This window comes from Nocardia sp. NPDC058519 (assembly GCF_042719755.1).
Classification (GTDB): domain Bacteria; phylum Actinomycetota; class Actinomycetes; order Mycobacteriales; family Mycobacteriaceae; genus Nocardia.
This window is the reverse complement of sequence record NZ_JBHXNK010000016.1, coordinates 32,579-53,884: the sequence shown is the minus strand read 5'-3', so window position 1 is coordinate 53,884 and position 21,306 is coordinate 32,579. Positions and strand designations below refer to the sequence as shown.

The following is a 21,306-nucleotide window of genomic DNA, read 5'->3' as shown; positions in this document are numbered from 1 at the left end:
TTTGCCCGACCGCCTCGCCGACGCCTCCCCGGCCGCGCACGACCGCGAGATCGAACAGGAGCAGAAGTACCTTTCGGTGCTCTACGACCGGCTCGACGGCATGCGCGACTACGCGCAGAACCGGCTCAAGACCGTGCTCCTCGAATCCGGTGGCACACCGCAGGCGCGCAGTGAGCGCGAATCGTTCACCCAGCTCTACAGCGAGGACCTCTCCAAGTACGACGCCGCCGAGCACGGTCTGTGCTTCGGCCGGATCGACCTCGACGGCACCGAGGAGGAGGCGCGCTACATCGGCAGGCTCGGCATCCTCGATGAGGACAACGACTACGAGCCGCTGCTGCTCGACTGGCGCGCCCCACTGGCGCGCCCGTTCTACCTGGCCACCACCGCCAACCCCGAGGACGTCACCCGTCGCAGGCACATCCGCTCGCGCAACCGCGCGGTGACCGCGATCAACGACGAGTACCTCGATCTCGGCGCCGCCCAGCGTGACGGTGTGGTCGGCACCGACGACGGTGTCGGTGGCGAGAGCGCGCTGCTGGCGGCGCTCAACGCCGCCCGTACCGGGCACATGAACGACATCGTCGAGACGATCCAGAGCGAGCAGGACGCGATCATCCGCTCCGAGCACAAGAGTGTGCTCGTGGTGCAGGGTGGGCCTGGCACCGGGAAGACCGCGGTCGCGCTGCATCGCGCGGCGTTCCTGCTCTACACCTACCGTCAGCAGCTGGCCAAGAGCGGCGTGCTGATCATCGGCCCGAACGCCACCTTCCTCGACTACATCGGTCAGGTGCTGCCCTCCCTCGGTGAGACCGGTGTGCTGCTGTCGACCATCGGCGACCTGTATCCGGGTGTGAAGGCGGTGCGCGAGGATTCGCTGCGCGCCGGGGAGATCAAGGGCTCCCTCGACATGCTCGAGGTGCTCAAGCAGGCGGTGCGTGACCGTCAGGAAGTGCCGTCGGAGCCGGTTCGCCTGGCGTTCGACGGCTATCCGGTGACCCTGGATCGCAAGATCGCGACCAGGGCGCGCGGCCGGGCCCGCTCCTCGCGGCGCCCGCACAACCTGGCCAGGCCGATCTTCGCGTCGTCGGTGATCGACGCGCTCACCGATCAGCTCGCCGCGACGATGGGTGCCGACCTGTCCGGCGGCAAGAGCCTGCTCAGCTCCGCCGACCTCAGCGAGATCGGCGACGAGATGCGCGGCGACCCGCACGTGCAGGCCGCGATCAGCGCGCTGTGGCCGGTGCTGTCGCCCCAGGAAGTGCTCGCCGACCTGCTCGCCGACCCCGCCCGCCTCGACCGCGCGGCCAAGACGCTCAGCGCCCCGGATCGCGCCGAGCTGGTGCGTTCCGACGACGGCATGTTCGGCGCGGCCGATGCCCCGTTGCTCGACGAGCTGGCCGAACTGCTCGGCGTCGACGACACCGAGGAACGCGAACGCTCGCGTCGCCGGTGGCGGGCCCAGATCGAGGAGGCCCAGGACGCCCTCGACATCCTCACCGGTTCCGCACCGCAGGACATCGAGGACGAACTCGATCCCGAGATCCTGATGGCCTACGACCTGATCGACGCCTCCCAGCTGGCCCAGCGCCAGGAATTCGGCAACCGGCAGACCACCGCCGAACGCGCCGCGGGCGACCGGACCTGGACCTACGGTCACGTGATCGTCGACGAGGCACAGGAACTCTCGGAGATGGCGTGGCGAATGGTGATGCGGCGCATCCCGAATCGCTGGATCACCGTCGTCGGCGATGTGGCGCAGACCGGCGACCCGGCGGGCGCGTCGTCCTGGCAGCGGGTGCTCGAACCGTATGTGGCCAAACGCTGGAAGCTCACCGAACTCACGGTGAACTACCGCACCCCCGCCGAGATCATGGCGGTCGCGGCCGACGTGCTCGCCGCGATCGATCCCGGCACCAAGGTGCCACGTTCGGTCCGCGAGACCGGCAATCCCCCACGCGCCCACCGGGTTCGGCCCGCTGACGTGGCGGGCGAGGTGGCGCGCTTGCTCGAAACCGAACACGGCCCCGGCACCAGCGCCGTCCTGGCTCCCGCCGCCCTCGTACCGGAATTATCTTCCCTGGCAGGCGAATCCGTTCAGGTGCTCACCGTGCACGACGCGAAGGGCCTGGAGTTCGACCGCGTGTATCTCGTTGAGCCACAGGCGATCCTGGACGAATCCCCGCGCGGCCTCAACGACCTGTACGTCGCACTCACCCGCGCGACACAGCGGCTCGCGGTCGTGCACACCGAGAAGCTGCCCGGGATCCTCTCCTCGCTGGAACCGGCCTGAGCGCTACCCCCGTGACACACAAAAGCCTCTGATCGCGTGTGATACGCGCGATCAGAGGCTTTTGTCGTTTCGAACTAGCGGACCGTGTGGACGATCAGGACGTCCGAACGGGACTTGCGGGCTACGTCCGAGGGGACGGAGCCGAGCAGGCGGCCGGTGAGGGTGTTGAGGCCTCGGTTACCGACGACGAGCAGATCCGCGTCCACCTCGTTGACGAGATCGAGCAGCGAATCGACCGGCTCGCCGACGATCGCGCGATCGACGATGTTCTTCGCACCGGCGGCCAGCGCCTTCTCCCGGGCGACGTGCAGGATCTCGTTGGTCGGGGCCGAGCCACGGACCTGGTAGGCCTCGTCCTTGAGTACATCGGCGGCGGCGGCGACGTCGCGGTCGTCGGTCGGGAAGTAGGCGCAGGCCAGCACGAGAGTTGCCTCCGCGTCCCCGGCGAGCGCCGCGGCCTTCTCCACCGCCACATACGACGAATCCGAGCCATCAGTACCGACGACAATGGTCCGGTAGGCGGTCATCTCTCCTCCAACTTGGTCGGTGCCAGCACCGAACCACTCGGGAATCGAGCGTCAGCGCGGCAATTGGCTCGACCCTAACGCCAAATCAGGCCGATTTATCGACAATTCGCAATAGATCACACCCGGAGTGTTGGCGTGTGTGCCGATGTCACGGCGGTTTTCGCGACAGTCGAGAACATCCACCTGCGGCAATAGAACCGCAGGTCGAAGAAATTGTGGCCTATCACAACACGATCAACGACGCAGTGCGGCTGGGACTTCGATCACATCAGCCGGAGAAACTGGGGAATCCGCAGGCGGCGCTGCCGGTACCGGTATTCGGCGCGACGGTCACCGTGGCGGGGGTGATCCACCAGATACGCCCATAGCCGTCGACTTTCGCCGTCACCTCGTGTGAACCGGCCGCGGAGGGGCGCCAGGAGGTCTTGGTCTCGCCGAACGCCGGGACCGTGACCGTGTCGATCACCACGCCGTTGTCATAGAAGGTCACCGGCGCGCCGGCGTAGCCGGAGCTGTAGCCGACGACGTTGACCGCGACCAGCGTGTAGGAACAGCCGGCCTTGGGGTCCTGACTCGAGACGCTGACCCACTGACTATCGGCATGCGCGGTCGGTGCGAGCAATGCGGTGGCGGCCAGCGCGCTCGCGAGGGCGGCGCCCAGACGGGCGGTCCGGTCGAAAGATGTTGTCACGGTTGATGTCCTGACTTCTCCACGCAGCAACGGCCGCTGCGAATGCAGTGACACTATCGACGAACACCGCCGCACGAAGTTGGAACGTCAATATTTCACACCCCCCGATTCTGGGGTCTTCCCACCGGTCACCGTGCCGTGGAGACCACCTGTGCGCTGCGGGCGTATTCCGTCGGTGACATCCCGATCTCGGCGGTGAATTCTCGGCTGAAATGCGCCTGGTCGAAATAGCCGAGGTCGGCGGCGAGAACCGCGAGGTCCGGGTGGCCGTGCGCGAGGAGGTCGGCGGCGTCCTGCAGCCGGAACCGGCACAGCACCCATTTCGGGCCTGCCCCGACGTAGCGGCGGAACAGCCGTTGCAGGGTGCGGATCGGGATCGCGAAACGATCGGTGACCTGGTCGACCCTGGTGAGCTCCGGATCGTTCGCCATGGCGGTGACGATGCGCGTCACCAGTGCGTAGTGCGGATCGTCGGTGCGACCGCGGCCCGCGAAGAACTCCTCGACGATGACCCGCCTTCGCTCGTCGGACTGTTCGGCCAGCACCCGTTCGGCCAGCCCCGCGGCCTCGGGCAACACCGCGCTCAGCGGCGCCGAATCATCGCGCAGCGCTCCGACATCCATCCCGGTGAAGGCACCGAAACCGCCGGGGGCGAACCGGATGCCGAAGGTCTCGCCTTCCCCGGCGAGTTCGCGCACGTACTTCGTCGTGCACACACCGTTGACGAAGCCGCCGGTGCGGGTGGTGCTGCGTTCGAAGGTGACATTCACACACGGGAACGACAGCACCTCGGCCGAATAGCTGGGCTGCCCACGCAGATCCCAGCGCACCACCCAATAGCGGTCCGCGAATTCGGCCAGCGCGGGCCCGACCCCGAGCCGGTTCAGCGACCGGTGCCTTGCCTGCTCGTCCGGGTGCAGAATTCCCTTCACATCACCGGGATCCGGCGCCGCTGTCATCACCGGCCGATCTGTCGCGTTCTTACAAGACGGGTCGTCGGTAGCGGCGCAGGATCGTAGTCATGACCAATCCCGTTGCGCCCATTCCGGAGGGCTACCACTCCATCACCTGTTTCCTGGCCGTGCCCGACGGTAACGCGGCCATCGACTTCTACACCGCGGTCTTCGACGCGAAGGTGCTCAGCCGAGCCGATCAGCCCGACGGCCAGCCCGCGCATGCCGAACTGCTCATCGGTGATTCCACGCTGCAGCTCGGAATGCCCATCCCCGACAACAATGTTCGCGCCCCCGAGGACTGGGTGCACACCTCGGTGGTGCACTACTGCCCCGACGTGGACGCGGTGATCGCCCGTGCGCTCTCCCACGGTGCCCGCAGCGCCGAGGAGCCGCAGACCTTCGTCACCGGCGACCGCTTCGGCGTGGTGATCGACCCCTTCGGGCACCGGTGGGCGGTGATCACCCGCGTCGAAGACGTCTCCAGGGAGGAGGCCGACCGCCGCGTCGCCGCCTGGATGGCGGAGCAGGGCTGACGGCGTCCGCCGCGGGGCTCGGCTCGGCATCGCTCAGCTGAGCCCCGCGGCGTCCATGCCGCGCAGCTCCTTCTTCAGGTCGGCGATCTCGTCACGCAACCGGCCCGCCAGCTCGAACTGCAGTTCGCGGGCCGCGTTCATCATCTGCGCGGTGAGTTCGGAGACCAGGGCGGCCAGATCGGCACGCGGCATCGACTTCACATCGCGTTCGGCGTAGATGCCCGCACTGGCCCGGCCCGGCTCGCCCTGAGCGCGCCTGCCGCGGCTGGCATTGCGGCCCGATCCGCCGACGGCCACCTCGTCCTCGGCTTCGGTGTACACCTGGTCCAGGATGTCGGCGATCTTCTTGCGCAGCGGTTGCGGGTCGAGGCCGTGTTCTTCGTTGTAGGCGACCTGTTTGGCACGGCGACGGTCGGTCTCCTCGATGGCGTGCTGCATCGAATCGGTGATCTTGTCGGCGTACATGTGCACTTCGCCGGACACATTGCGCGCCGCGCGGCCGATGGTCTGGATGAGGCTGGTGCTCGACCGCAGGAAGCCTTCCTTGTCGGCGTCGAGGATCGCCACCAGCGACACCTCGGGCAGGTCGAGACCCTCGCGCAGCAGGTTGATGCCGACGAGCACGTCGTATTCGCCGAGGCGCAACTGACGCAGCAGTTCGACCCGGCGCAGCGTGTCGATCTCGGAGTGCAGGTAGCGGACCTTCACGCCCAGGCCGAGCAGATAATCGGTGAGGTCTTCGGACATCTTCTTGGTGAGCGTGGTGACCAGCACCCGCTCGTTGCGCTCCGCGCGCCCACGGATCTCGTGCACCAGGTCGTCGATCTGACCCTTGGTCGGCTTGACCACGACCTTCGGGTCGACCAGGCCGGTCGGGCGGATGACCTGCTCGACCACCTCACCGCCGACCTGACCCAGCTCGTAGTTGCCGGGAGTCGCCGACAGATACACCGCCTGACCGATTCGCCCGGCGAATTCCTCCCAGGTCAGTGGGCGGTTGTCGACTGCCGAGGGCAATCGGAATCCGAAATCGACCAGGTTGCGCTTGCGCGACATGTCACCTTCGAACATGCCGCCGATCTGCGGCACCGTGACGTGCGATTCGTCGATCACCAGCAGGAAATCGTCGGGGAAGTAGTCGAGCAGCGTGGCCGGTGCCGAACCCGCCGGACGCCCGTCGATATGGCGCGAATAGTTCTCGATACCCGAGCAGAAGCCGACCTGACGGATCATCTCCAGGTCGTACTCGGTGCGCATGCGCAACCGCTGCGCCTCGAGCAACTTGCCCTGACGCTCCAATTCCGCCAGCCGCGCGGCCAATTCGGCCTCGATGTCGACGACCGCCCGTTCCATCCGCTCCGGACCGGCCACATAGTGGGTGGCCGGGAAGATGCGCGCCGAATCGACTTGGCGCACAACATCACCGGTGAGCGGATGCAGATAGTAGAGCGCCTCGATCTCGTCACCGAAGAACTCGATGCGGATCGCCAGCTCCTCGTAGGACGGGATGATCTCGACGGTGTCGCCGCGTACCCGGAACGAGCCACGGGTGAACGACATGTCGTTGCGGGTGTACTGCACGTCGACGAGCAGCCGCAGCAACGCGTCGCGATCGATCTCGCCACCGACTTCGAGCTGCACCGACCGATCCAGATACGACTGCGGGGTGCCGAGGCCGTAGATGCACGACACCGACGCGACCACGACGACATCGCGACGCGAGAGCAGACTCGAGGTCGCCGAGTGCCGCAGCCGCTCGACGTCGTCGTTGATCGAGCTGTCCTTCTCGATGTAGGTGTCGGTCTGGGCGATGTACGCCTCGGGTTGGTAGTAGTCGTAGTAGGAGACGAAGTACTCGACCGCGTTGTTGGGCAGCATCTCGCGCAGCTCGTTGGCGAGCTGCGCGGCGAGGGTCTTGTTCGGCGCCATCACCAGGGTGGGGCGCTGCAACTTCTCGATCAGCCACGCGGTGGTCGCCGATTTACCGGTACCGGTGGCGCCGAGCAGGACGACGTCCTTCTCCCCCGCGTTCACCCGGCGCTCGAGCTCCGCGATGGCCGCGGGCTGGTCGCCCGCGGGCGAGTACTCGCTGACCACTTCGAACCGAGCGCCGGTGCGCTCGATCGTGCCGACGGGGCGGTGTTCGGAATGGGCGATCGGGTGACCCCGCTCTTCGTACCCTTCCGTCGGGATCTCGGTTGCGAATGCCATGGATCCAGCTTAGGCGCGCCCACCGACACATTTCCGCGCCGGCGAACCACGCCCTGTTCGCCACACCGGGCGCCGCGCCGATGACCGCCGGTCGGGTCGTGGTCGTTTCCGTGAACTTCTGCTCATCGATACCGTCACAGCGCTGCGCGAAGGTGACAGCGACCACTGCCGAGCGACCCGGCGGCGACCACTGTTTCACCTGGTAGACGCACCAAACTCGAACCCGGCGAATACCGAGCACCTCGATCGATGTCCGAAATATCCCTAGCGCCAATGACATTCGACCATCGCGGGTACCGAATCGAACCTGCCACACATCCCGGCGCGGGCGTACCCTGAGTTGATCATCGGCACGTGGTGAAGGACAAGGCCATGAGCGTTCTACTTCCCCTGCTCGTCGCGGCTCCCGCGGTAACCGGATTCGCCGGATATTTCGCCAGAGAGATACGCGGCCCGCACACACCGACCCCTGATCCGATTTCACCGGCTGCCAGACCCCGGGTCGAATACTTCGACCTCGCCGAGCTGACCAGTACCGACGCCAAGGGCTACGTCCACTCGGTCGACCGGTACGAGGTGCAGCCTTGGGGCATCTACCTGGCCCGCGTCCTCGACCGCCCGCACGGTCGCTACGAGGAGTCGTGGATGTTGCCCGGCCACGCCATTCGCGCCACAATCGGCCACGATCGGCCCGGCCATCACCGCAGCCACGACTATGTCCTCGACATCGTCGAGCTCGTCCAGGTCGGGCCGAAACGGTGGAGGGCCACCGACTACTTCCTCGACGTCGCCGTGCGGCGCGGCCGGTCGTCGACGTTGTCCGGTTCGGGCAAACTGCTCGCCGCGCACGCCGCGGGCCATGTCGACACCGAGCACGCCGACCGGGCCTTCGAACGCGCCGCGCGCGTGCTCGACGGGCTGGCGGCCAACGACCACGATGTCGAACAGTGGTTGCGCTCCCGGGACATCACGCTGACCTGGATGTAGCCGGCGACCGGGCGAGGGTCTGCACGCGCCGGTAGATTCTGCGCTCATGACGCAGGCATCCACCGTGCACGTGCATCCACCCAAGGTCGAGTACTTCGACGTCGCGGCCAAGACGAACACCGACCCCAAAGGCTTCGTCCGGCCGGTGGAGGTCTATCGGGTGGAGCCGTGGGGCCTGTACATGGGTCGTCACTCCGATCACGCGCACTTCCACTACCTGGAATCGTGGGTGCTGCCCGAGCTGTCGCTGCGAGCGTCGAAGCTGCACTACAACCCTGGTGTCGACCAGTGGCAGGACATCTATGTCGATGTCGGCGAGTTCACCAGGGAGTCACCGACGCTGTGGCGCTCGATCGACCACTACCTCGATCTCTTGGTCCGCACCAGACGTGATGTCCGGCTCGTCGATATCGATGAACTGCTCGCCGCGTACGCCGACGGCCTGCTCGACGCCCAGCAGTGCCAGGCCGCGATCCAGCACGCGACCGCCGCGATCGACGGGATCGCCGCGCACGGCTATTCACTCGAGAATTGGCTGAGCACCTTCGGCATGACCCTGACCTGGCGCCGAAACGACGAACCGCCCGAACCTCGGTAGGGGTCCGGGCGGTGCGAGGAGTCGGTGTCAGCCTGCCGACAGGCTCGGGAACAGATCCGCGAGGCCGCCACCGCACGACGCGCTGCCGGTGCTGCCCGCCGCACCGACTGTGACGGTGATCGAGTCGCTGATCAGCAGCTGACGCGCCTCGAGCTTGTGCTGGCCCGCCGTGGTCGGCTTCCAGGTGATGCTCACGGTGCCCGACAGCAGCGACGGCGACACCGGGCTGCCCGGGATGTCAACGCCGTTGTCGGTGAACTTCACCGAGGTCAACCTGTCGACCTCGACGCTCGCGGTCAGCTTGTAGCTGCAACCGACCTTGTGGTCGGTTCCGGCCACGCCGAGGTTGCCGACCCAGGCCGAGGCCTGCGGAGCGGCCAGCACGAGGCTGGCGGCGACGGCGCCGAATGCGGTGATGCCGAAGCCCGCACGGCCGAACTGACGGTGATGTGTTGTCATACGCGCTACAACTTCCCTGTGAATCGAGTCACCCTGTAGTGACTTCGCACAATTTACACAGCGCGCGACAGCATGCGGACGGTTTCCGAAACAATGATGTTTAACAGTTTGGTACTCGGTTCACGCGCGGGCTCCTGCCCACTCGGTGACCACCGGATAGACCGCGTCGAACCACGGCTCCTTCACCACGTAGTAGGCGTCACCGGCCGCGTCGTCGGTCAGATCCGCCGCCGCGAGTTCGGCCCCACGCTTGACCGCCAGGTACTCCGACCGCGCGCTCTCACTGGCCCGCAACCAGTCGCGCAGGTCGAGCGCGAACCGCTGGCCGAGCGAATCCCGCACGCGCAGATGAATATTGGCGGGTCGGCCGGGGTCGGCGTTGCCGTGCAGGCGTTTTCCCCACCGGGCGAGGTCGGTACCTTCGGGATCACCCTCGCTCGGCTTCGGATTGTCGTGCGTCACTCCGGCGGCCGGCGGGAACCCGGCCGCCGTCAACGCATCGGTCAGCGATTCGGCCGTTGCCATGTCGGCCACGGTCACCTGGATGTCGATGATGTCCTTGGCGGGTAGTCCGTGCACCGCGGTCGATCCGACGTGATCGATGCGCACCGCCGACGCACCACACGCCAGATGCAGCCGGGCGATGATCCTGCGGGCCTGCATGTCCCATTCCGGCTCGGTGACGAGGCGGTAGTCGGCGCGCGCGCGGACGCCCTCGCGCTGATTGCGTTCGAACGGCACCAGCCGTCGCGTCCACAGCTCCCGGACCTGCGCCTCGACCACCTCCGGCGCACCGTTGTTGTCGAGCCACACATCGGCGACCGCGCGGCGCTGTTCGTCGGTGGCCTGCGCGGCGATCCTGACTCGCGCATCCGCTTCGGCCACCCCGCGGTGCTCGACCAGCCTGCGCAGCCTGGTCTCCTCCTCGGCCCCGACCACAACGACGAGCTGCATCAGCGGCGCGAGCCCGTTCTCGACGAGCAACGGAATATCTTGCACCACAACGGCATCCGCGGGCGCGTCGCCGATCAGTTCCGCGGTGCGGGCCCCGACCAGCGGATGGGTGATGGCGTTGAGCTTGCCCCGCGAGACGTCGTCGGCGAAGGCCACCGCGGCCAGCGCGGGCCGGTCGAGACTGCCGTCGGGGCTCAGGATCGCCGCACCGAACTCCTCGACCAGCGCGGCCAAGCCCGGCGTGCCGGGGGCGACGACCTCGCGAGCGATCGCGTCGGAGTCGATGAGCACCGCCCCGAGCTCGACCAGCGTCCGCGCCACTGTTGATTTACCAGCTCCCATGCCTCCGGTGAGGCCGATCCGCAACATGGGCCCAGTCTCGCATCCCGACCGCCGGGCCGGGGCAGCTCCTGCGACACGCCCACGCGCGGAGCGGCGGAAGATCCCGGGCCGGGCGCGTCGCGTCGATTAATCTTCGCGCAGGCGAGAAGGCCGCACGACTACCGACAGGATGATCATGGGTACCAGGAACCATCGGGCGGCCCGCCACCGCCTCGGCATGCAGGGCGGTGTGCACTGCATCGAATTCCCCGCCGTCGCAGCGACTCTCGCCGAATACCGGCGTTCCTGGTTCAGTACCCTGCTCTCCCCTGCCAGACACAGCTTCGCCGCGATGCGCAAACGCCCCAGCATGGCCACCGGATACTGGTCGCCTGCTGCCGCGAGCTGACAGTGGGCCCGGCCTGATGCCGAGCCCACCCCCGGCTCACACGCCGACGAGTCCGCTCGGCGCGCGCCGAGTCCCCGGCTGCTGAGCCGGCATCGCATTCGGCGGCACCGGGTACGGCACCCCCTGCCCCAGCGTGCCCGCCGCGATATTCGGACCGCACTGCACGACCGCCGCATCGGCCTTGGGACGCGGGTCTGGCAGCACCGGTTTCGCGGCATTCGGCGCCGCCGCGAAATCGAAGGTGGAGGTCATGTCGCCGGTGACGCCGCGTCGCCAGGCGGTCAGGTTCGGCACGTCGACGCCGAATCTGGTTTCCAGCAAACGCAATTGGGAGGTGTGGTCGAAGGTCTGCGAGGCGACCAGCCCACCGCGACTGTACGGCGAGATCACCATGCACGGCACCCGGTAACCGAGTCCGATCGGGCCGGTGATGCCGCCCGCCGCGGGCACCCGGTCCAGCGGCACCGTCAGGAATTCGCCCGCGGTGCCCGGCGGCGGCGTCAGCGGGGTGACGTGGTCGAAGAAGCCGCCGTTCTCGTCGTAGCTGATGATCAGCGCGGTCTTCTCCCACACCGCCGGATTCGAGGTGAGGATATCGAGAAGCTGCACTATCCCCAGCGCGCCGAAAGCCGCAGGCAGCGCGGGGTGTTCGCAGTGCAGCACCGACGGGACCACCCACGACACCGCGGGCAGGGTGTTGCCGGCGACGTCGGCCTGGAAATCGTTCGGGTAGGTCGGGGCGATACCGCGGCGCGCCAGTTCGGAATTCGGGTCGGCGGCCTGGGTGAAGCAGCCCATCATGCCGTCCAGAATCATCGATGAGGCCTCGCCGATATCGCGATTGCTGTAGATCTTCCACGGCACCCCACCCTCGGACAGGTTCTCCGGGTAGGTGCGCCAGCTGTAGACGTTCTTCGGGAGCAGCAGCGGCGTCTCCACCAGCGGACCGCCCGCCAGGCCGTCGGGGTCGATGCTCGCGCTCATCCAGTACAGCCGGTTGGGGTCGGTGGGGCCGAGCACCGAGCAGTGATAGTTGTCGCAGAGAGTGAATGCCTGCGCGAGCTCGGTGTGGATCGGGATGTCCTCCGGCAGGTAGTAACCCATCGCCGCGGGCGCGTTAGCCGGCCCGACCGAGGCCACCGACATCGGCATCCAGCCGTCGTTGCGCCCGTTGTTGAATGCCTTGTGCATGCCGGGCCAGGTGTGGTCGGGGTCGTTGATGCACTCTCCGTCCAGGGTTGCGCCACGGGTGGTGTCGAGCCGAAACGGTTCGACGAAACCCTCCGCGGTGGGCCCGATTCCGGGCGACCACCCGAACTGACGCCACGCCGCCGACGCCTCACCGAACCCGCGCACACCCGACATGGTGCCGAAATAGTGGTCGAAGGACCGGTTTTCCTGCATGAGCAAGACGAAATGCTCGATATCGCCGAGCCCACCCATACCCGCCGGATCGGCGGCAAAGGCTCGGTCGATAATGGGATTCGCCCACGTGGCAAGCGTTCCCACCGCACCGGCGGCCATCGCCTTCGCAAGGAACTGCCGCCGGTTGAGACCGGCGAAGGGACCAGAACTCATCGGATTGGAGCACCTTTCCCGTAGGGGGATGGAGCAATCGCGCACACGGTACTCCACCTGGGAAAGGGCCTATTCCCGCAACCCGAGTGAACGGACCAGATCGAGCATCTCGGCCCGGTAGAGCTTGTCCGGATGTTGCGCCCGAGGCCCGAGATGACCGTAGATCTCCAGCGCGAGCAGCCCGTGCATGCGCCCCCACATCCGCAGTGCGAGAGCCAATCCCGCGGCGGGCAGGTCGGGGAAGTCGCCGCGCACGTGATCGACGAGCCCGGGATCGAAATCCGACCAGGCCGGCGCACCGATGGTCTGCGAGACGGCGGCGTAGGGCCACGCCGCCGCGGCCAGACCCACCAATCCGCTGCATGCCCGCAGTTCGGCATCGCGAGAAGGACCACCGACCGGCGGCTGGTAGCCGAGGACAGGATCGCCGTAGATCAGTTTGAACCCAGCCGGATTGGCGACAGCCCATTCGCGGACGGTCTCGCCCCAAGCCACGATCCGACCGGCCGGATCGGTCTCGGGTATCGCATCACGCGCGGCTTCGGCCCGGTCGACGAGCGAGGTGTAGACGTCGGCGATGAGGGTGGTGATCAGGTCGTCCCTGGCCGGGAAGTAGCCGTACAGGGCACCCGCGGTCATCCCCATCTCCCTGGCGATGGCGCGCAACGAGATCGCGTCGGGACCACCTTCGGCCAACAGCCGCAACGCGATCGCCTTGATCTCCGCTGTCGCTTCCTCGCGCAATCGCTCGCGCCGATTCCTCACCTCGACCACGGTTGACACCCTACAGCGTTCGTCTACTATCAGCCGTGTCATTACTGAACGGCGTGTAGTAATCGAACACCGCAGAGAAACGAGTGGCATTGTGAATATCGGAGTATTCGGCGCGACCGGCGTCATCGGCTCCCGAGTGGTCGCCGAGGCACAGCATCGCGGACACCGGGTGACAGCCTTCACCCGCGATTCGGCCCGCTTTCCCACCGAGCGCGGAGACACAACGTGGCGAGCCGCCGACTGGCTCGACGCCGACAGCATCGCCACGGCGATCGCGGGACTCGACGTGGTGATCAGCGCCGTCAACGCGGGGCACGGCATCGCCGACACCATCGCCAAGGCCGGTAATTTCGTCGTCGGCGCGCGGGCGATGGTCGATGCGCTGCAACAACATCCGGAGATCCGGCTGATCGCCGTCGGTGGCGGCGGCAGCCTGGAGGTCTCCCCCGGCCTGCAGCTGGTCGACACGCCGGACTTCACCCGGGTGCTCACCGAGGAACTGCGGGTACCGGCCGAGTATCGCGAACCCGTACTCGCCGGTCGCGACGCACTGAACATCTACCGCCAGTCCAATCGGCACTGGACCTATCTGAGCCCGTCCTCGGGCCGCATCGAACCGGGCCCACGCACCGGGCGCTACCGGCTCGGCGGTGATCAGCTCCTCGACTCCGACACCGATATCTCGGCCGAGGATCTCGCCGTCGCGCTCCTCGACGAGGTCGACCAGCCGCGCCACCTCCAGCGTCGCTTCACCGTCGGACGCTGACGAACTACCCCAGAAAAGGCCGAAGGCCCTGGTCCGTGTGGACCAGGGCCTTCGGTGATGCAGTTGTCGATTCAGGCGTCAGCCGACTGAATCAGGCGTTGCCGCTCACTCAGGCGTTGCCGCTGAGCTTCTCACGCAGAGCCGCGAGCTGGGCATCGCTGGCCAGCGAGCCGCCCGTGGACTCGGCCGGACCGGAGGTGGACGCAGCCGCGCTGCCACCGGTCTCGGAGGAGTAGTTGCCCGCGACGGGACCGCCGGCGGCGGCCTCGGCGGCAGCGTCGGCTGCCATCTTCTCCATCTGAGCAGTGTGCATCTTGTGGCGACGCTCGGCCTCGGCGTAGCGGCCTTCCCACTCTTCACGCTGCTTGTCGAACCCGTCGAGCCATTCGTTGGTCTCGGGATCGAAGCCCTCGGGGAAGATGTAGTTGCCCGCATCGTCGTAGCTGTCGGCCATGCCGTACTTCGACGGGTCGAACTCGGCGTTGTAGTCCTCGTTCGCCTGCTTCAGCGACAGCGAGATACGACGACGCTCGAGGTCGATGTCGATGACCTTGACCATGGCGTCGTCGCCGACGGCCACAACCTGGTCCGGGACCTCGACGTGGCGCTCGGCCAGCTCCGAGATGTGGACCAGGCCCTCGATGCCCTCTTCGACGCGCACGAAGGCACCGAAGGGAACCAGCTTGGTGACCTTGCCGGGCACGATCTGGCCGATGGCGTGGGTCCGGGCGAACTGACGCCACGGGTCTTCCTGAGTCGCCTTGAGCGACAGGGAGACACGCTCGCGGTCCAGGTCGACGTCGAGAACCTCGACGGTGACCTCGTTGCCGACCTCGACGACCTCGGACGGGTGGTCGATGTGCTTCCAGGACAGCTCGGAGACGTGCACCAGGCCGTCGACGCCACCCAGGTCCACGAAGGCACCGAAGTTGACGATGGAGGACACGACGCCCTTGCGGACCTGGCCCTTCTGGAGCTGGTGCAGGAACTCGCTGCGGACCTCGGACTGGGTCTGCTCGAGCCAGGCGCGACGCGACAGAACCACGTTGTTGCGGTTCTTGTCGAGCTCGATGATCTTGGCCTCGATCTCCTTGCCGACGTACGGCTGGAGGTCGCGGACACGACGCATCTCGACGAGCGAGGCGGGCAGGAAGCCACGGAGGCCGATGTCGAGGATCAGGCCGCCCTTGACGACCTCGATGACGGTGCCCTTGACGGCCTCGTCCTTCTCCTTGAGCTCCTCGATCGTGCCCCACGCGCGCTCGTACTGCGCCCGCTTCTTCGACAGGATCAGGCGGCCTTCCTTGTCCTCCTTCGTGAGGACCAGGGCCTCGACCGCGTCGCCCACGGAAACGACCTCGTTCGGGTCGACATCGTGCTTGATGGAGAGTTCGCGGGAGGGGATGACACCTTCGGTCTTGTAACCGATGTCGAGCAGGACCTCGTCACGATCGACCTTGACGATGGTGCCCTCGACGATGTCTCCATCGTTGAAGTACTTGATCGTTGCGTCGATGGCGGCCAGGAAATCCTCGGCGGAGCCAATGTCGTTAATGGCTACCTGCGGCGAGGTGACGGTGGTGGGCATATGTGGGTTTGCTCCGGACGGATTGTGGTCGGTTGCGGACATTGGATCTTTCGGTACGCTGCGAGATCACCGCGACGACGCGACGAAGGGATACCGGTAAAGTATCGCACGGACCGTCGCACTTGCCGCTGATCAACTTCAGCGTCCCTCTACAGCGTGTGTCAGCGTACGCGACCGGCGCCGAGCCGGGCAAACCACCCCCCGCACCACGCCGATACCCTGTTCGGCGTGTCCGACGACGAACGCCATGCGCAGGCCAACGCGCTGCTCGGTACCTCAGCGACCACCCGAACCAAGATCGACTCGCGCGACAGCGAGCGCGCGAATCGCCGCTGGTGGGACGCCGACGCCGAGCAGTACCACCAGACCCACGCCGACTTCCTCGGCGTCGATTCCCCCGGCGGCGAGTTCGTGTGGTGCCCCGAGGGCCTGCACGAGGGCGACATGGGCTTCCTCGGTGACGTGACCGGCAAGACGATCTTGGAGATCGGCTGCGGTTCGGCGCCGTGCTCGCGGTGGCTGGCCGGTCACGGCGCGTTCCCGGTCGGGCTCGATGTGTCGATGGGGATGCTGGAGCGTGGCGTGGCCGCGATGGACAAGGGCGGGCCGCGGGTGCCCCTCGTGCAGGCGGGGGCCGAGGCGCTGCCCTTCGCCGACGCGTCGTTCGATCTGGCATGCTCGGCGTTCGGCGGGGTGCCGTTCGTCGCCGATTCGGCGCTGGTGATGCGCGAGGTAGCGCGGGTGTTGCGGCCGGGCGGGCGCTGGGTGTTCTCGGTGAACCATCCGATGCGCTGGATCTTCCCCGACGATCCGGGCCAGGCGGGACTCACCGCCACGATCCCCTATTTCGACCGGACCCCTTATGTAGAGGTCGACGCCGACGGTGTGCCGACCTATGTCGAGCACCATCGCACGATCGGTGACCGGGTCCGCGAGATCGTCGGCGCCGGCCTGCACCTGGTCGACATCGTCGAACCGGATTGGCCGGAGTGGCTCGACCGCGAATGGGGTCAGTGGTCGCCGCTGCGCGGGCAGATCTTCCCCGGGACCGCCATCTTCATCGCCGAGAAGCCCTAGAACTCCGGTAGCGCGGCGAAGGACGCGTCGACCCGCACGCTCGGCACCGTGTCGGCGACCCAGCGGCGTGCCCTGGTGAGCGCGTGGTCGGGGAACTCGGCGTCGAAGCGCACGTCATCGGACAGTAGATAGGGCAACCGTCCGCGCAGGCCGGGCGCGTACGGGTGGGGTGGACACATCTCGTCGCGCCGAACCTGCCTGCCGATCGCGGTCTCGCGCGCGCCGGGCACACCGGTCTCGGGGCACATGATCTGGAACACCGCCGAGCACCGGTCCTTGGGCACCACGATCGACGCGGCGAAAACGAGTTCACCGCGCGGACCGGGGAGCTGCGTCTTCTCCACGCGGAGCAGGGCGGGCAGCTGGTCGACCCACACCACGAAGGCCTCGATCAGGCAGCCGGTCCGCGCGTGGTGCTCGGCCAGCCGCCTGCGTAACCGCTTGAGGTCGTCCAGCCGAGCGGGCAGGTCGGGCGCGCCGTTGACATAGTTCAGCGCGACGACGTCACGAGTGGCCGGATTCCCCCAGGTCGTGTCGTCCAACTGTTGCATTCCAGGAATGTCGAACGAGATGGGCACCGGATCAATTTACCGGCGCCGTCGACTTCGGTTATCCCCGTGCGGCGCTCGGCGCGTCGATCAGGGGAGAAACGCGCTCTTCGACCACGTCGACGAGCCAGGCTTCGTGATTGATCACCATCGCGCGGCTGCGCGGGGTGGCGAGCACGGTCGCCAGCGCGGTGCGAAACGCCTCAGCCGTCGAGCGGTCGTCGAAATCGAGGTCGATGAGCACCCGTGGTGGTGCGCCGTCGACCCGGCCGACCCGGTAGGTGCGCACGCCGTTGTCGGCGCGGAACCGCTCGTACTGGTCGAACGCGGCCTTCCAATCGTCGTAATCGCGAACGGTGTTGTCGATGTGCAGGGTGATGGTCATGATGACCTCCGTTGTCGTGGGCGAATGGGATACCTCGATCATCGGCCGGTCCGGTGTGCCGGAACATCCCTGATCCTGGGGGTATTCCGCCGTAGGCTGGACATGTGCCGAGTACCTTGGCCGACCGGATCGGCCGTCTGTGCCGCGCCGATCACTCCGCCAAACGACTGCGAGAACTCGTCCTGGTCGAGATCCGCGCGACGATCCCGTTCGCCGGTCATGTCTTCGCGCTCACCGATCCCGTCACCGCGGTCGCGACGGCGCCGCTCGCCGATCTCCCCGGCCTCGACCTCGGGCTCCTGCCGGACTTGATCCGCGCCCGCTACCTCACCCCGCTCAATCGGTGGGACACCGTGCGCGGCACCGGCGCCCAATCCTTGCTCGGCGCCACCGACGGCGACCCGGACCGATCCCTGCTGTGGCGTACCGCGCAGCGCGATCTCGGCGTCACCGACTCCGCCACCATCACCTTCGCCGACCGCTACGGCTGCTGGGGTTTTCTCGAACTGCTCCGCTACACCGAATCCCCTTTCACCGCAGCAGAACTCGCTGCGCTGAACACGCTGACAACCACAGTCACCGTCGGCCTGCGCCGGACCGTCGGCGCCACCTTCGTCGAATCCGACGCCCGACTCGCACCCCTCGGCCCCGCGGTCGTACTCCTCGACGACACCCTGCGCGTGCGCTCCCAAACAGCGGCCGCCGCGGATTCCCTGCTACGCCTACTCCCCCCTGACGAACCGATTCCCCCCGTCCCCGCCTCGGTCTACAACGCGGCCGCCGCCCTGCTCGCCACCGAGGCGGCCACGCCCCTCGGCCCACCTACCTCCCGCGTCCACCTGGGCGGCAACCGCTGGCTCACCGTGAAAGCCGACCGCATCGGTGCCGACATCGCCGTGTCCCTCGAACCGAGCACCGCCACCGAACGCCTCGACCTGTTCGCCCGAGCCCACGCCCTCTCCGCCCGCGAATCCCAGGTCCTCACCCTCTTGGCGACAGGCCTGGATTCCCACGAACTGGCAACAGAACTGTTCCTGTCCGAACACACGATCAACGACCACGTCAAAGCCATCCTCGCCAAATCCAGCACCCGAACCCGCCAACGCCTGCTTTCTCGCGTCCTCGGGGTCGGCTGAGCTGCGATCGATTCCCTAGTCCCGCTTGGGTTTTCGGCCTGCTTGGTCGAGGGCCAGGCGTAGGGCGTATTCGATTTGGGAGTTGATGCTGCGCAGGTCGTCGGCCGCCCACTTGGCTATTGCCTCGTGGACGGCCGGGTCGAGCCGTAGCAGGATCTTTTTGGGTTCCTTCTTCGGCTGGGTCATCGCCGCGGCTCAGGAGTAGAGGGATCCGGTGTTGACGACCGGCTGGGTGGCGCGATCGCCGCAGAGGACGACGAGCAGGTTGGAGACCATGTTGGCCTTGCGCTCCTCGTCGAGTTCGACGGTGCCCTGTTCAGCGAGGCGGTCGAGAGCGAGGGCGACCATGCCGACGGCGCCTTCGACGATCTGGGTGCGGGCCGCGACGACCTGGGCGGCCTGCTGGCGCACGAGCATCGCCTGGGCGATCTCGGGGGCGTAGGCGAGGTGGGTGATGCGGGCCTCGATGACTTCGATGCCGGCGGTGAGGGTGCGTTCGCGCAGCTCGACCGTCAGTTCCTCGGCCACCTCGGCGCCGTCGCGCAGACTGGTGCGCGAGTCGTCGTGGGCGTCGTAGGGGTGGGTGGTGGCGAGGTGGCGCACGGCGGCCTCGGACTGGGTTTCGACGTACTCCTCGTAGTCGTCGACGGCGAAGGCCGCCTTGAAGCTGTCGACCACCTTGTAGACGACGACGGCCGCGATCTCGACGGGGTTGCCGTCGGCGTCGTTGACCTTCAGCTTCTGGGTTTCGAAGTTGCGCACCCGCAGCGAGATGGACTTGCGGTCGGTGAGCGGGACCACCGAGAAGAATCCGGGGTCACTGACCGAACCGATGTAGCGGCCGAAGAAGGTGACGACCTTGGCCTCGTTGGGGTTGACGATGATCAGCCCGGTGGCGAGCAACCAGACGACCAGGATCGCGACGACAGCGGCGACCGCGCCGATCCAGGCCGGTGCGCCACCGTTGTGCTGGGTGGCGGCGATGAACGCGAGAACGGCGGCGGCACCGAACAAAAGGGTGAACACCAGCCACCCCAGCACGACGACGAATCCATTGACGCGGAATGCGGACCGCAGTTCCATGACATCCTCCCGATATCTGAGTGATATCACTAAGATAGTAGATATCGGGAAGCCCGGCAAGAGGAGCTAGAGGCTGGGGGCGATGTTGCGGTTGGCCCGGAACATGTTTCGCGGGTCGTACTTCGCTTTCGCCGCCGCCAGCCAGCGATAGGTGTCCGGGGAGTAACCGGCCGTAGTCTGGGCCTCGTCCGCCGCGGCACCTGCGCCGTAGAGGAATGCGAGGCTGTGTCCGATCGTCCACGGCGCCAGCGCTTCTCGCACCGCAGCCAGCCCTTCGGGCGCCGAGTCACCCTCGCCGGGACCGGTGATCACCCGCACGATGTACTCGGCATCGCGATGATCGATCGATGCCGGGCCGCCGTGCCGGAGGGCGGCACCGAGATGGCGGATGTCGATCACCGCGTCGACCTGTCCGCCCGGCGCGGTGAGTGCGCGCAGTGCGGACAGACCCTGCGGTGTCAGCTCCGAGAGCAGTGCGTTGGTCGCGGCGTAGGCGTGCGGGAAGGGGGGATCGCTGTGGATGGTGTGCGATTCGGCGTAGGGCATCGTGCGCAGGTCCTCGCGCAGCCGAGGTCCGATCTGCCGCAACGGCGCGACCCACCGCTGCCCCTCCTCGTCCGGTCCGTCGAAGGCGATTCGGATCGAGGCGACGTGGCGGCCTCGCAACGATTCCGGCACGGGCGGGATATCGGGATAGGTCACCACCGCGATCGTGGAGGTCAGCGCGCTCGGCACGGTCTCGGTCCAGGTGCGCCAGGTCTCCAGCGCCGCATCGACCAGTGGCGCGTCGAAAACCAGCTGGCCACCGTAGATTTCGGCGACGGGGACGAGGTCGAGTTCGAGCGCCGTCACCACACCGAAGTTCCCGCCGGAACCCAGTACCGCCCCGAACAATTCGTCGCGCGGGCCGAGTGAGCGCATTCTGCCGTCGGCGGTCACGAGCTCGATGTGGCGCACATGATCGGCGGCATAACCGAATTCACGCGCCAGCAATCCGAGCCCGCCGCCGAGCACATACCCGACGACGCCCACCGACGGCGACGACCCGTTCAAAGGCGCCAGCCCGTACGGAGCCGCCGCCTCGACCAGCGCACCCGCGCGGACCCCCGCACCGATGCGGGCGGTACGGGCTTGCGGGTCGACGGTGATGCCGTCCATGCGTCCGGTCGTGATGAGCACCCCACCATCGGCCGCGACCGACAACCCGTGTCCGGTCGCCTGCACAGCCACCGAGAGCCCGTGCCGTGCGGCGAATTCCACCGCGGCGCGCACGTCCTGACCGTGCAGGGCGCCGACCACGAACGCCGGACGATGGGCGTAGGCGGTTTGGAAGCCGGCGATCTCCTCGGCGTATCCGGGGTCGTCCGGGGTGAACACCGGACCGGCGAACTTCGTTGCGATATCGGTCATGACTTCGACTCTGCGCCCGGCA

Annotated in this window: 22 protein-coding genes; 8 read left to right on the top strand and 14 right to left on the bottom strand. The window is 67.2% G+C overall.

Annotated elements, in window-relative coordinates:
* Position 1 precedes the first annotated feature (1 nt).
* Complete coding sequence (locus tag ACFWPK_RS18905) at positions 2 to 2,293, top strand: HelD family protein (protein WP_378917417.1); 2,292 nt, start codon at positions 2 to 4, stop codon at positions 2,291 to 2,293.
* A 74-nt stretch (positions 2,294 to 2,367) separates the two neighbouring features.
* On the opposite strand, the gene ACFWPK_RS18900 is transcribed toward ACFWPK_RS18905, so the two are convergent.
* From ACFWPK_RS18900 to ACFWPK_RS18890, 3 genes are all read right to left on the bottom strand, one after another.
* Complete coding sequence (locus tag ACFWPK_RS18900) at positions 2,368 to 2,820, bottom strand: universal stress protein (RefSeq protein ID WP_378661184.1); 453 nt, start codon at positions 2,818 to 2,820, stop codon at positions 2,368 to 2,370.
* 268 nt (positions 2,821 to 3,088) lie between these two features.
* Positions 3,089 to 3,511: a hypothetical protein gene (locus tag ACFWPK_RS18895; protein ID WP_378917415.1), complete on the bottom strand. Its 423-nt coding sequence runs from the start codon at positions 3,509 to 3,511 to the stop codon at positions 3,089 to 3,091.
* Between the two features lie 128 nt (positions 3,512 to 3,639).
* Entirely contained in the window at positions 3,640 to 4,470 is an 831-nt protein-coding gene (locus ACFWPK_RS18890; protein WP_378917413.1) for a DUF6597 domain-containing transcriptional factor, read from the bottom strand.
* Between the two features lie 62 nt (positions 4,471 to 4,532).
* On the opposite strand from ACFWPK_RS18890, the gene ACFWPK_RS18885 reads away from it, so the two are divergent.
* Positions 4,533 to 5,000, top strand: a complete 468-nt coding sequence (locus ACFWPK_RS18885) for a VOC family protein (protein ID WP_378917412.1) — start codon at positions 4,533 to 4,535, stop codon at positions 4,998 to 5,000.
* Between the two features lie 33 nt (positions 5,001 to 5,033).
* Here ACFWPK_RS18885 and uvrB read toward each other — a convergent pair whose 3' ends face one another.
* A complete protein-coding gene (gene uvrB / locus ACFWPK_RS18880; protein ID WP_378917410.1) occupies positions 5,034 to 7,211 on the bottom strand; it encodes an excinuclease ABC subunit UvrB in 2,178 nt (725 codons plus the stop codon).
* Positions 7,212 to 7,583: 372 nt separating this feature from the next.
* On the opposite strand from uvrB, the gene ACFWPK_RS18875 reads away from it, so the two are divergent.
* Positions 7,584 to 8,198: a hypothetical protein gene (locus tag ACFWPK_RS18875; RefSeq protein WP_378917408.1), complete on the top strand. Its 615-nt coding sequence runs from the start codon at positions 7,584 to 7,586 to the stop codon at positions 8,196 to 8,198.
* Positions 8,199 to 8,244: 46 nt separating this feature from the next.
* Positions 8,245 to 8,796 (top strand): DUF402 domain-containing protein, encoded by a 552-nt coding sequence (locus tag ACFWPK_RS18870; RefSeq protein WP_378917406.1) that lies wholly within the window; start codon positions 8,245 to 8,247, stop codon positions 8,794 to 8,796.
* A 27-nt stretch (positions 8,797 to 8,823) separates the two neighbouring features.
* Here ACFWPK_RS18870 and ACFWPK_RS18865 read toward each other — a convergent pair whose 3' ends face one another.
* Together ACFWPK_RS18865 and coaE are read right to left on the bottom strand one after the other, a co-directional pair.
* Positions 8,824 to 9,255 carry a hypothetical protein gene (locus ACFWPK_RS18865; protein WP_101463436.1) on the bottom strand — a complete coding sequence of 144 codons (432 nt, stop codon included), beginning with the start codon at positions 9,253 to 9,255 and terminating at the stop codon, positions 8,824 to 8,826.
* Between the two features lie 120 nt (positions 9,256 to 9,375).
* Positions 9,376 to 10,578, bottom strand: a complete 1,203-nt coding sequence (gene coaE / locus ACFWPK_RS18860; RefSeq protein WP_378917404.1) for a dephospho-CoA kinase — start codon at positions 10,576 to 10,578, stop codon at positions 9,376 to 9,378.
* Between the two features lie 148 nt (positions 10,579 to 10,726).
* Between coaE and ACFWPK_RS18855 the strand changes: the two genes are divergently transcribed.
* Entirely contained in the window at positions 10,727 to 10,939 is a 213-nt protein-coding gene (locus ACFWPK_RS18855; protein WP_378917402.1) for a hypothetical protein, read from the top strand.
* A 36-nt stretch (positions 10,940 to 10,975) separates the two neighbouring features.
* Here the strand turns inward: ACFWPK_RS18855 and ACFWPK_RS18850 are convergent, their stop codons facing one another.
* Positions 10,976 to 12,517, bottom strand: a complete 1,542-nt coding sequence (locus ACFWPK_RS18850) for a phospholipase C (protein WP_378917401.1) — start codon at positions 12,515 to 12,517, stop codon at positions 10,976 to 10,978.
* Positions 12,518 to 12,586: 69 nt separating this feature from the next.
* The gene (locus tag ACFWPK_RS18845) at positions 12,587 to 13,291 is read right to left on the bottom strand and encodes a TetR/AcrR family transcriptional regulator (protein ID WP_378917399.1); all 705 of its coding nucleotides are present in this window, start codon (positions 13,289 to 13,291) and stop codon (positions 12,587 to 12,589) included.
* Between the two features lie 91 nt (positions 13,292 to 13,382).
* Here ACFWPK_RS18845 and ACFWPK_RS18840 point away from each other — a divergent pair, with 91 nt between their 5' ends.
* Positions 13,383 to 14,057, top strand: coding sequence for an NAD(P)-dependent oxidoreductase (locus ACFWPK_RS18840; RefSeq protein ID WP_378917397.1), 675 nt, complete (start codon positions 13,383 to 13,385; stop codon positions 14,055 to 14,057).
* Positions 14,058 to 14,166: 109 nt separating this feature from the next.
* Here ACFWPK_RS18840 and rpsA read toward each other — a convergent pair whose 3' ends face one another.
* On the bottom strand, positions 14,167 to 15,645 hold the full coding sequence (gene rpsA, locus ACFWPK_RS18835) for a 30S ribosomal protein S1 (protein WP_056824523.1): 1,479 nt from the start codon (positions 15,643 to 15,645) through the stop codon (positions 14,167 to 14,169).
* A 228-nt stretch (positions 15,646 to 15,873) separates the two neighbouring features.
* Between rpsA and ACFWPK_RS18830 the strand changes: the two genes are divergently transcribed.
* Positions 15,874 to 16,722 carry a class I SAM-dependent methyltransferase gene (locus ACFWPK_RS18830; RefSeq protein WP_378917395.1) on the top strand — a complete coding sequence of 283 codons (849 nt, stop codon included), beginning with the start codon at positions 15,874 to 15,876 and terminating at the stop codon, positions 16,720 to 16,722.
* Here the strand turns inward: ACFWPK_RS18830 and ACFWPK_RS18825 are convergent.
* Both ACFWPK_RS18825 and ACFWPK_RS18820 read right to left on the bottom strand, forming a co-directional pair.
* Positions 16,719 to 17,273 (bottom strand): hypothetical protein, encoded by a 555-nt coding sequence (locus ACFWPK_RS18825; RefSeq protein WP_378917393.1) that lies wholly within the window; start codon positions 17,271 to 17,273, stop codon positions 16,719 to 16,721. The two genes, ACFWPK_RS18830 and ACFWPK_RS18825, sit on opposite strands and share 4 nt — an antisense overlap.
* Before the next feature lie 58 nt (positions 17,274 to 17,331).
* On the bottom strand, positions 17,332 to 17,655 hold the full coding sequence (locus tag ACFWPK_RS18820; protein WP_378917391.1) for a hypothetical protein: 324 nt from the start codon (positions 17,653 to 17,655) through the stop codon (positions 17,332 to 17,334).
* Between the two features lie 104 nt (positions 17,656 to 17,759).
* Here ACFWPK_RS18820 and ACFWPK_RS18815 point away from each other — a divergent pair, with 104 nt between their 5' ends.
* On the top strand, positions 17,760 to 18,791 hold the full coding sequence (locus ACFWPK_RS18815) for a LuxR C-terminal-related transcriptional regulator (protein WP_378917389.1): 1,032 nt from the start codon (positions 17,760 to 17,762) through the stop codon (positions 18,789 to 18,791).
* A gap of 15 nt (positions 18,792 to 18,806) precedes the next feature.
* On the opposite strand, the gene ACFWPK_RS18810 is transcribed toward ACFWPK_RS18815, so the two are convergent.
* From ACFWPK_RS18810 to ACFWPK_RS18800, 3 genes are all read right to left on the bottom strand, one after another.
* The gene (locus tag ACFWPK_RS18810) at positions 18,807 to 18,977 is read right to left on the bottom strand and encodes a toxin-antitoxin system HicB family antitoxin (RefSeq protein ID WP_378917387.1); all 171 of its coding nucleotides are present in this window, start codon (positions 18,975 to 18,977) and stop codon (positions 18,807 to 18,809) included.
* A gap of 9 nt (positions 18,978 to 18,986) precedes the next feature.
* Positions 18,987 to 19,874, bottom strand: a complete 888-nt coding sequence (locus ACFWPK_RS18805) for an SPFH domain-containing protein (protein ID WP_378917386.1) — start codon at positions 19,872 to 19,874, stop codon at positions 18,987 to 18,989.
* Between the two features lie 66 nt (positions 19,875 to 19,940).
* Entirely contained in the window at positions 19,941 to 21,284 is a 1,344-nt protein-coding gene (locus ACFWPK_RS18800) for an FAD-binding oxidoreductase (protein ID WP_378917384.1), read from the bottom strand.
* Between the last annotated feature and the right edge of the window lie 22 nt (positions 21,285 to 21,306).

What these genes read in the sequence shown, in the direction of transcription:
- ACFWPK_RS18900 (WP_378661184.1), bottom strand. Translation starts at nt 2,820, where the DNA reads ATGACCGCCTACCGGACCATTGTCGTCGGTACTGATGGCTCGGATTCG.
- ACFWPK_RS18890 (WP_378917413.1), bottom strand. Translation starts at nt 4,470, where the DNA reads ATGACAGCGGCGCCGGATCCCGGTGATGTGAAGGGAATTCTGCACCCG.
- ACFWPK_RS18885 (WP_378917412.1), top strand. Translation starts at nt 4,533, where the DNA reads ATGACCAATCCCGTTGCGCCCATTCCGGAGGGCTACCACTCCATCACC.
- uvrB (WP_378917410.1), bottom strand. Translation starts at nt 7,211, where the DNA reads ATGGCATTCGCAACCGAGATCCCGACGGAAGGGTACGAAGAGCGGGGT.
- ACFWPK_RS18875 (WP_378917408.1), top strand. Translation starts at nt 7,584, where the DNA reads ATGAGCGTTCTACTTCCCCTGCTCGTCGCGGCTCCCGCGGTAACCGGA.
- ACFWPK_RS18870 (WP_378917406.1), top strand. Translation starts at nt 8,245, where the DNA reads ATGACGCAGGCATCCACCGTGCACGTGCATCCACCCAAGGTCGAGTAC.
- ACFWPK_RS18865 (WP_101463436.1), bottom strand. Translation starts at nt 9,255, where the DNA reads ATGACAACACATCACCGTCAGTTCGGCCGTGCGGGCTTCGGCATCACC.
- coaE (WP_378917404.1), bottom strand. Translation starts at nt 10,578, where the DNA reads ATGTTGCGGATCGGCCTCACCGGAGGCATGGGAGCTGGTAAATCAACA.
- ACFWPK_RS18855 (WP_378917402.1), top strand. Translation starts at nt 10,727, where the DNA reads ATGGGTACCAGGAACCATCGGGCGGCCCGCCACCGCCTCGGCATGCAG.
- ACFWPK_RS18850 (WP_378917401.1), bottom strand. Translation starts at nt 12,517, where the DNA reads ATGAGTTCTGGTCCCTTCGCCGGTCTCAACCGGCGGCAGTTCCTTGCG.
- rpsA (WP_056824523.1), bottom strand. Translation starts at nt 15,645, where the DNA reads ATGCCCACCACCGTCACCTCGCCGCAGGTAGCCATTAACGACATTGGC.
- ACFWPK_RS18825 (WP_378917393.1), bottom strand. Translation starts at nt 17,273, where the DNA reads ATGCAACAGTTGGACGACACGACCTGGGGGAATCCGGCCACTCGTGAC.
- ACFWPK_RS18820 (WP_378917391.1), bottom strand. Translation starts at nt 17,655, where the DNA reads ATGACCATCACCCTGCACATCGACAACACCGTTCGCGATTACGACGAT.
- ACFWPK_RS18810 (WP_378917387.1), bottom strand. Translation starts at nt 18,977, where the DNA reads ATGACCCAGCCGAAGAAGGAACCCAAAAAGATCCTGCTACGGCTCGAC.
- ACFWPK_RS18805 (WP_378917386.1), bottom strand. Translation starts at nt 19,874, where the DNA reads ATGGAACTGCGGTCCGCATTCCGCGTCAATGGATTCGTCGTCGTGCTG.
- ACFWPK_RS18800 (WP_378917384.1), bottom strand. Translation starts at nt 21,284, where the DNA reads ATGACCGATATCGCAACGAAGTTCGCCGGTCCGGTGTTCACCCCGGAC.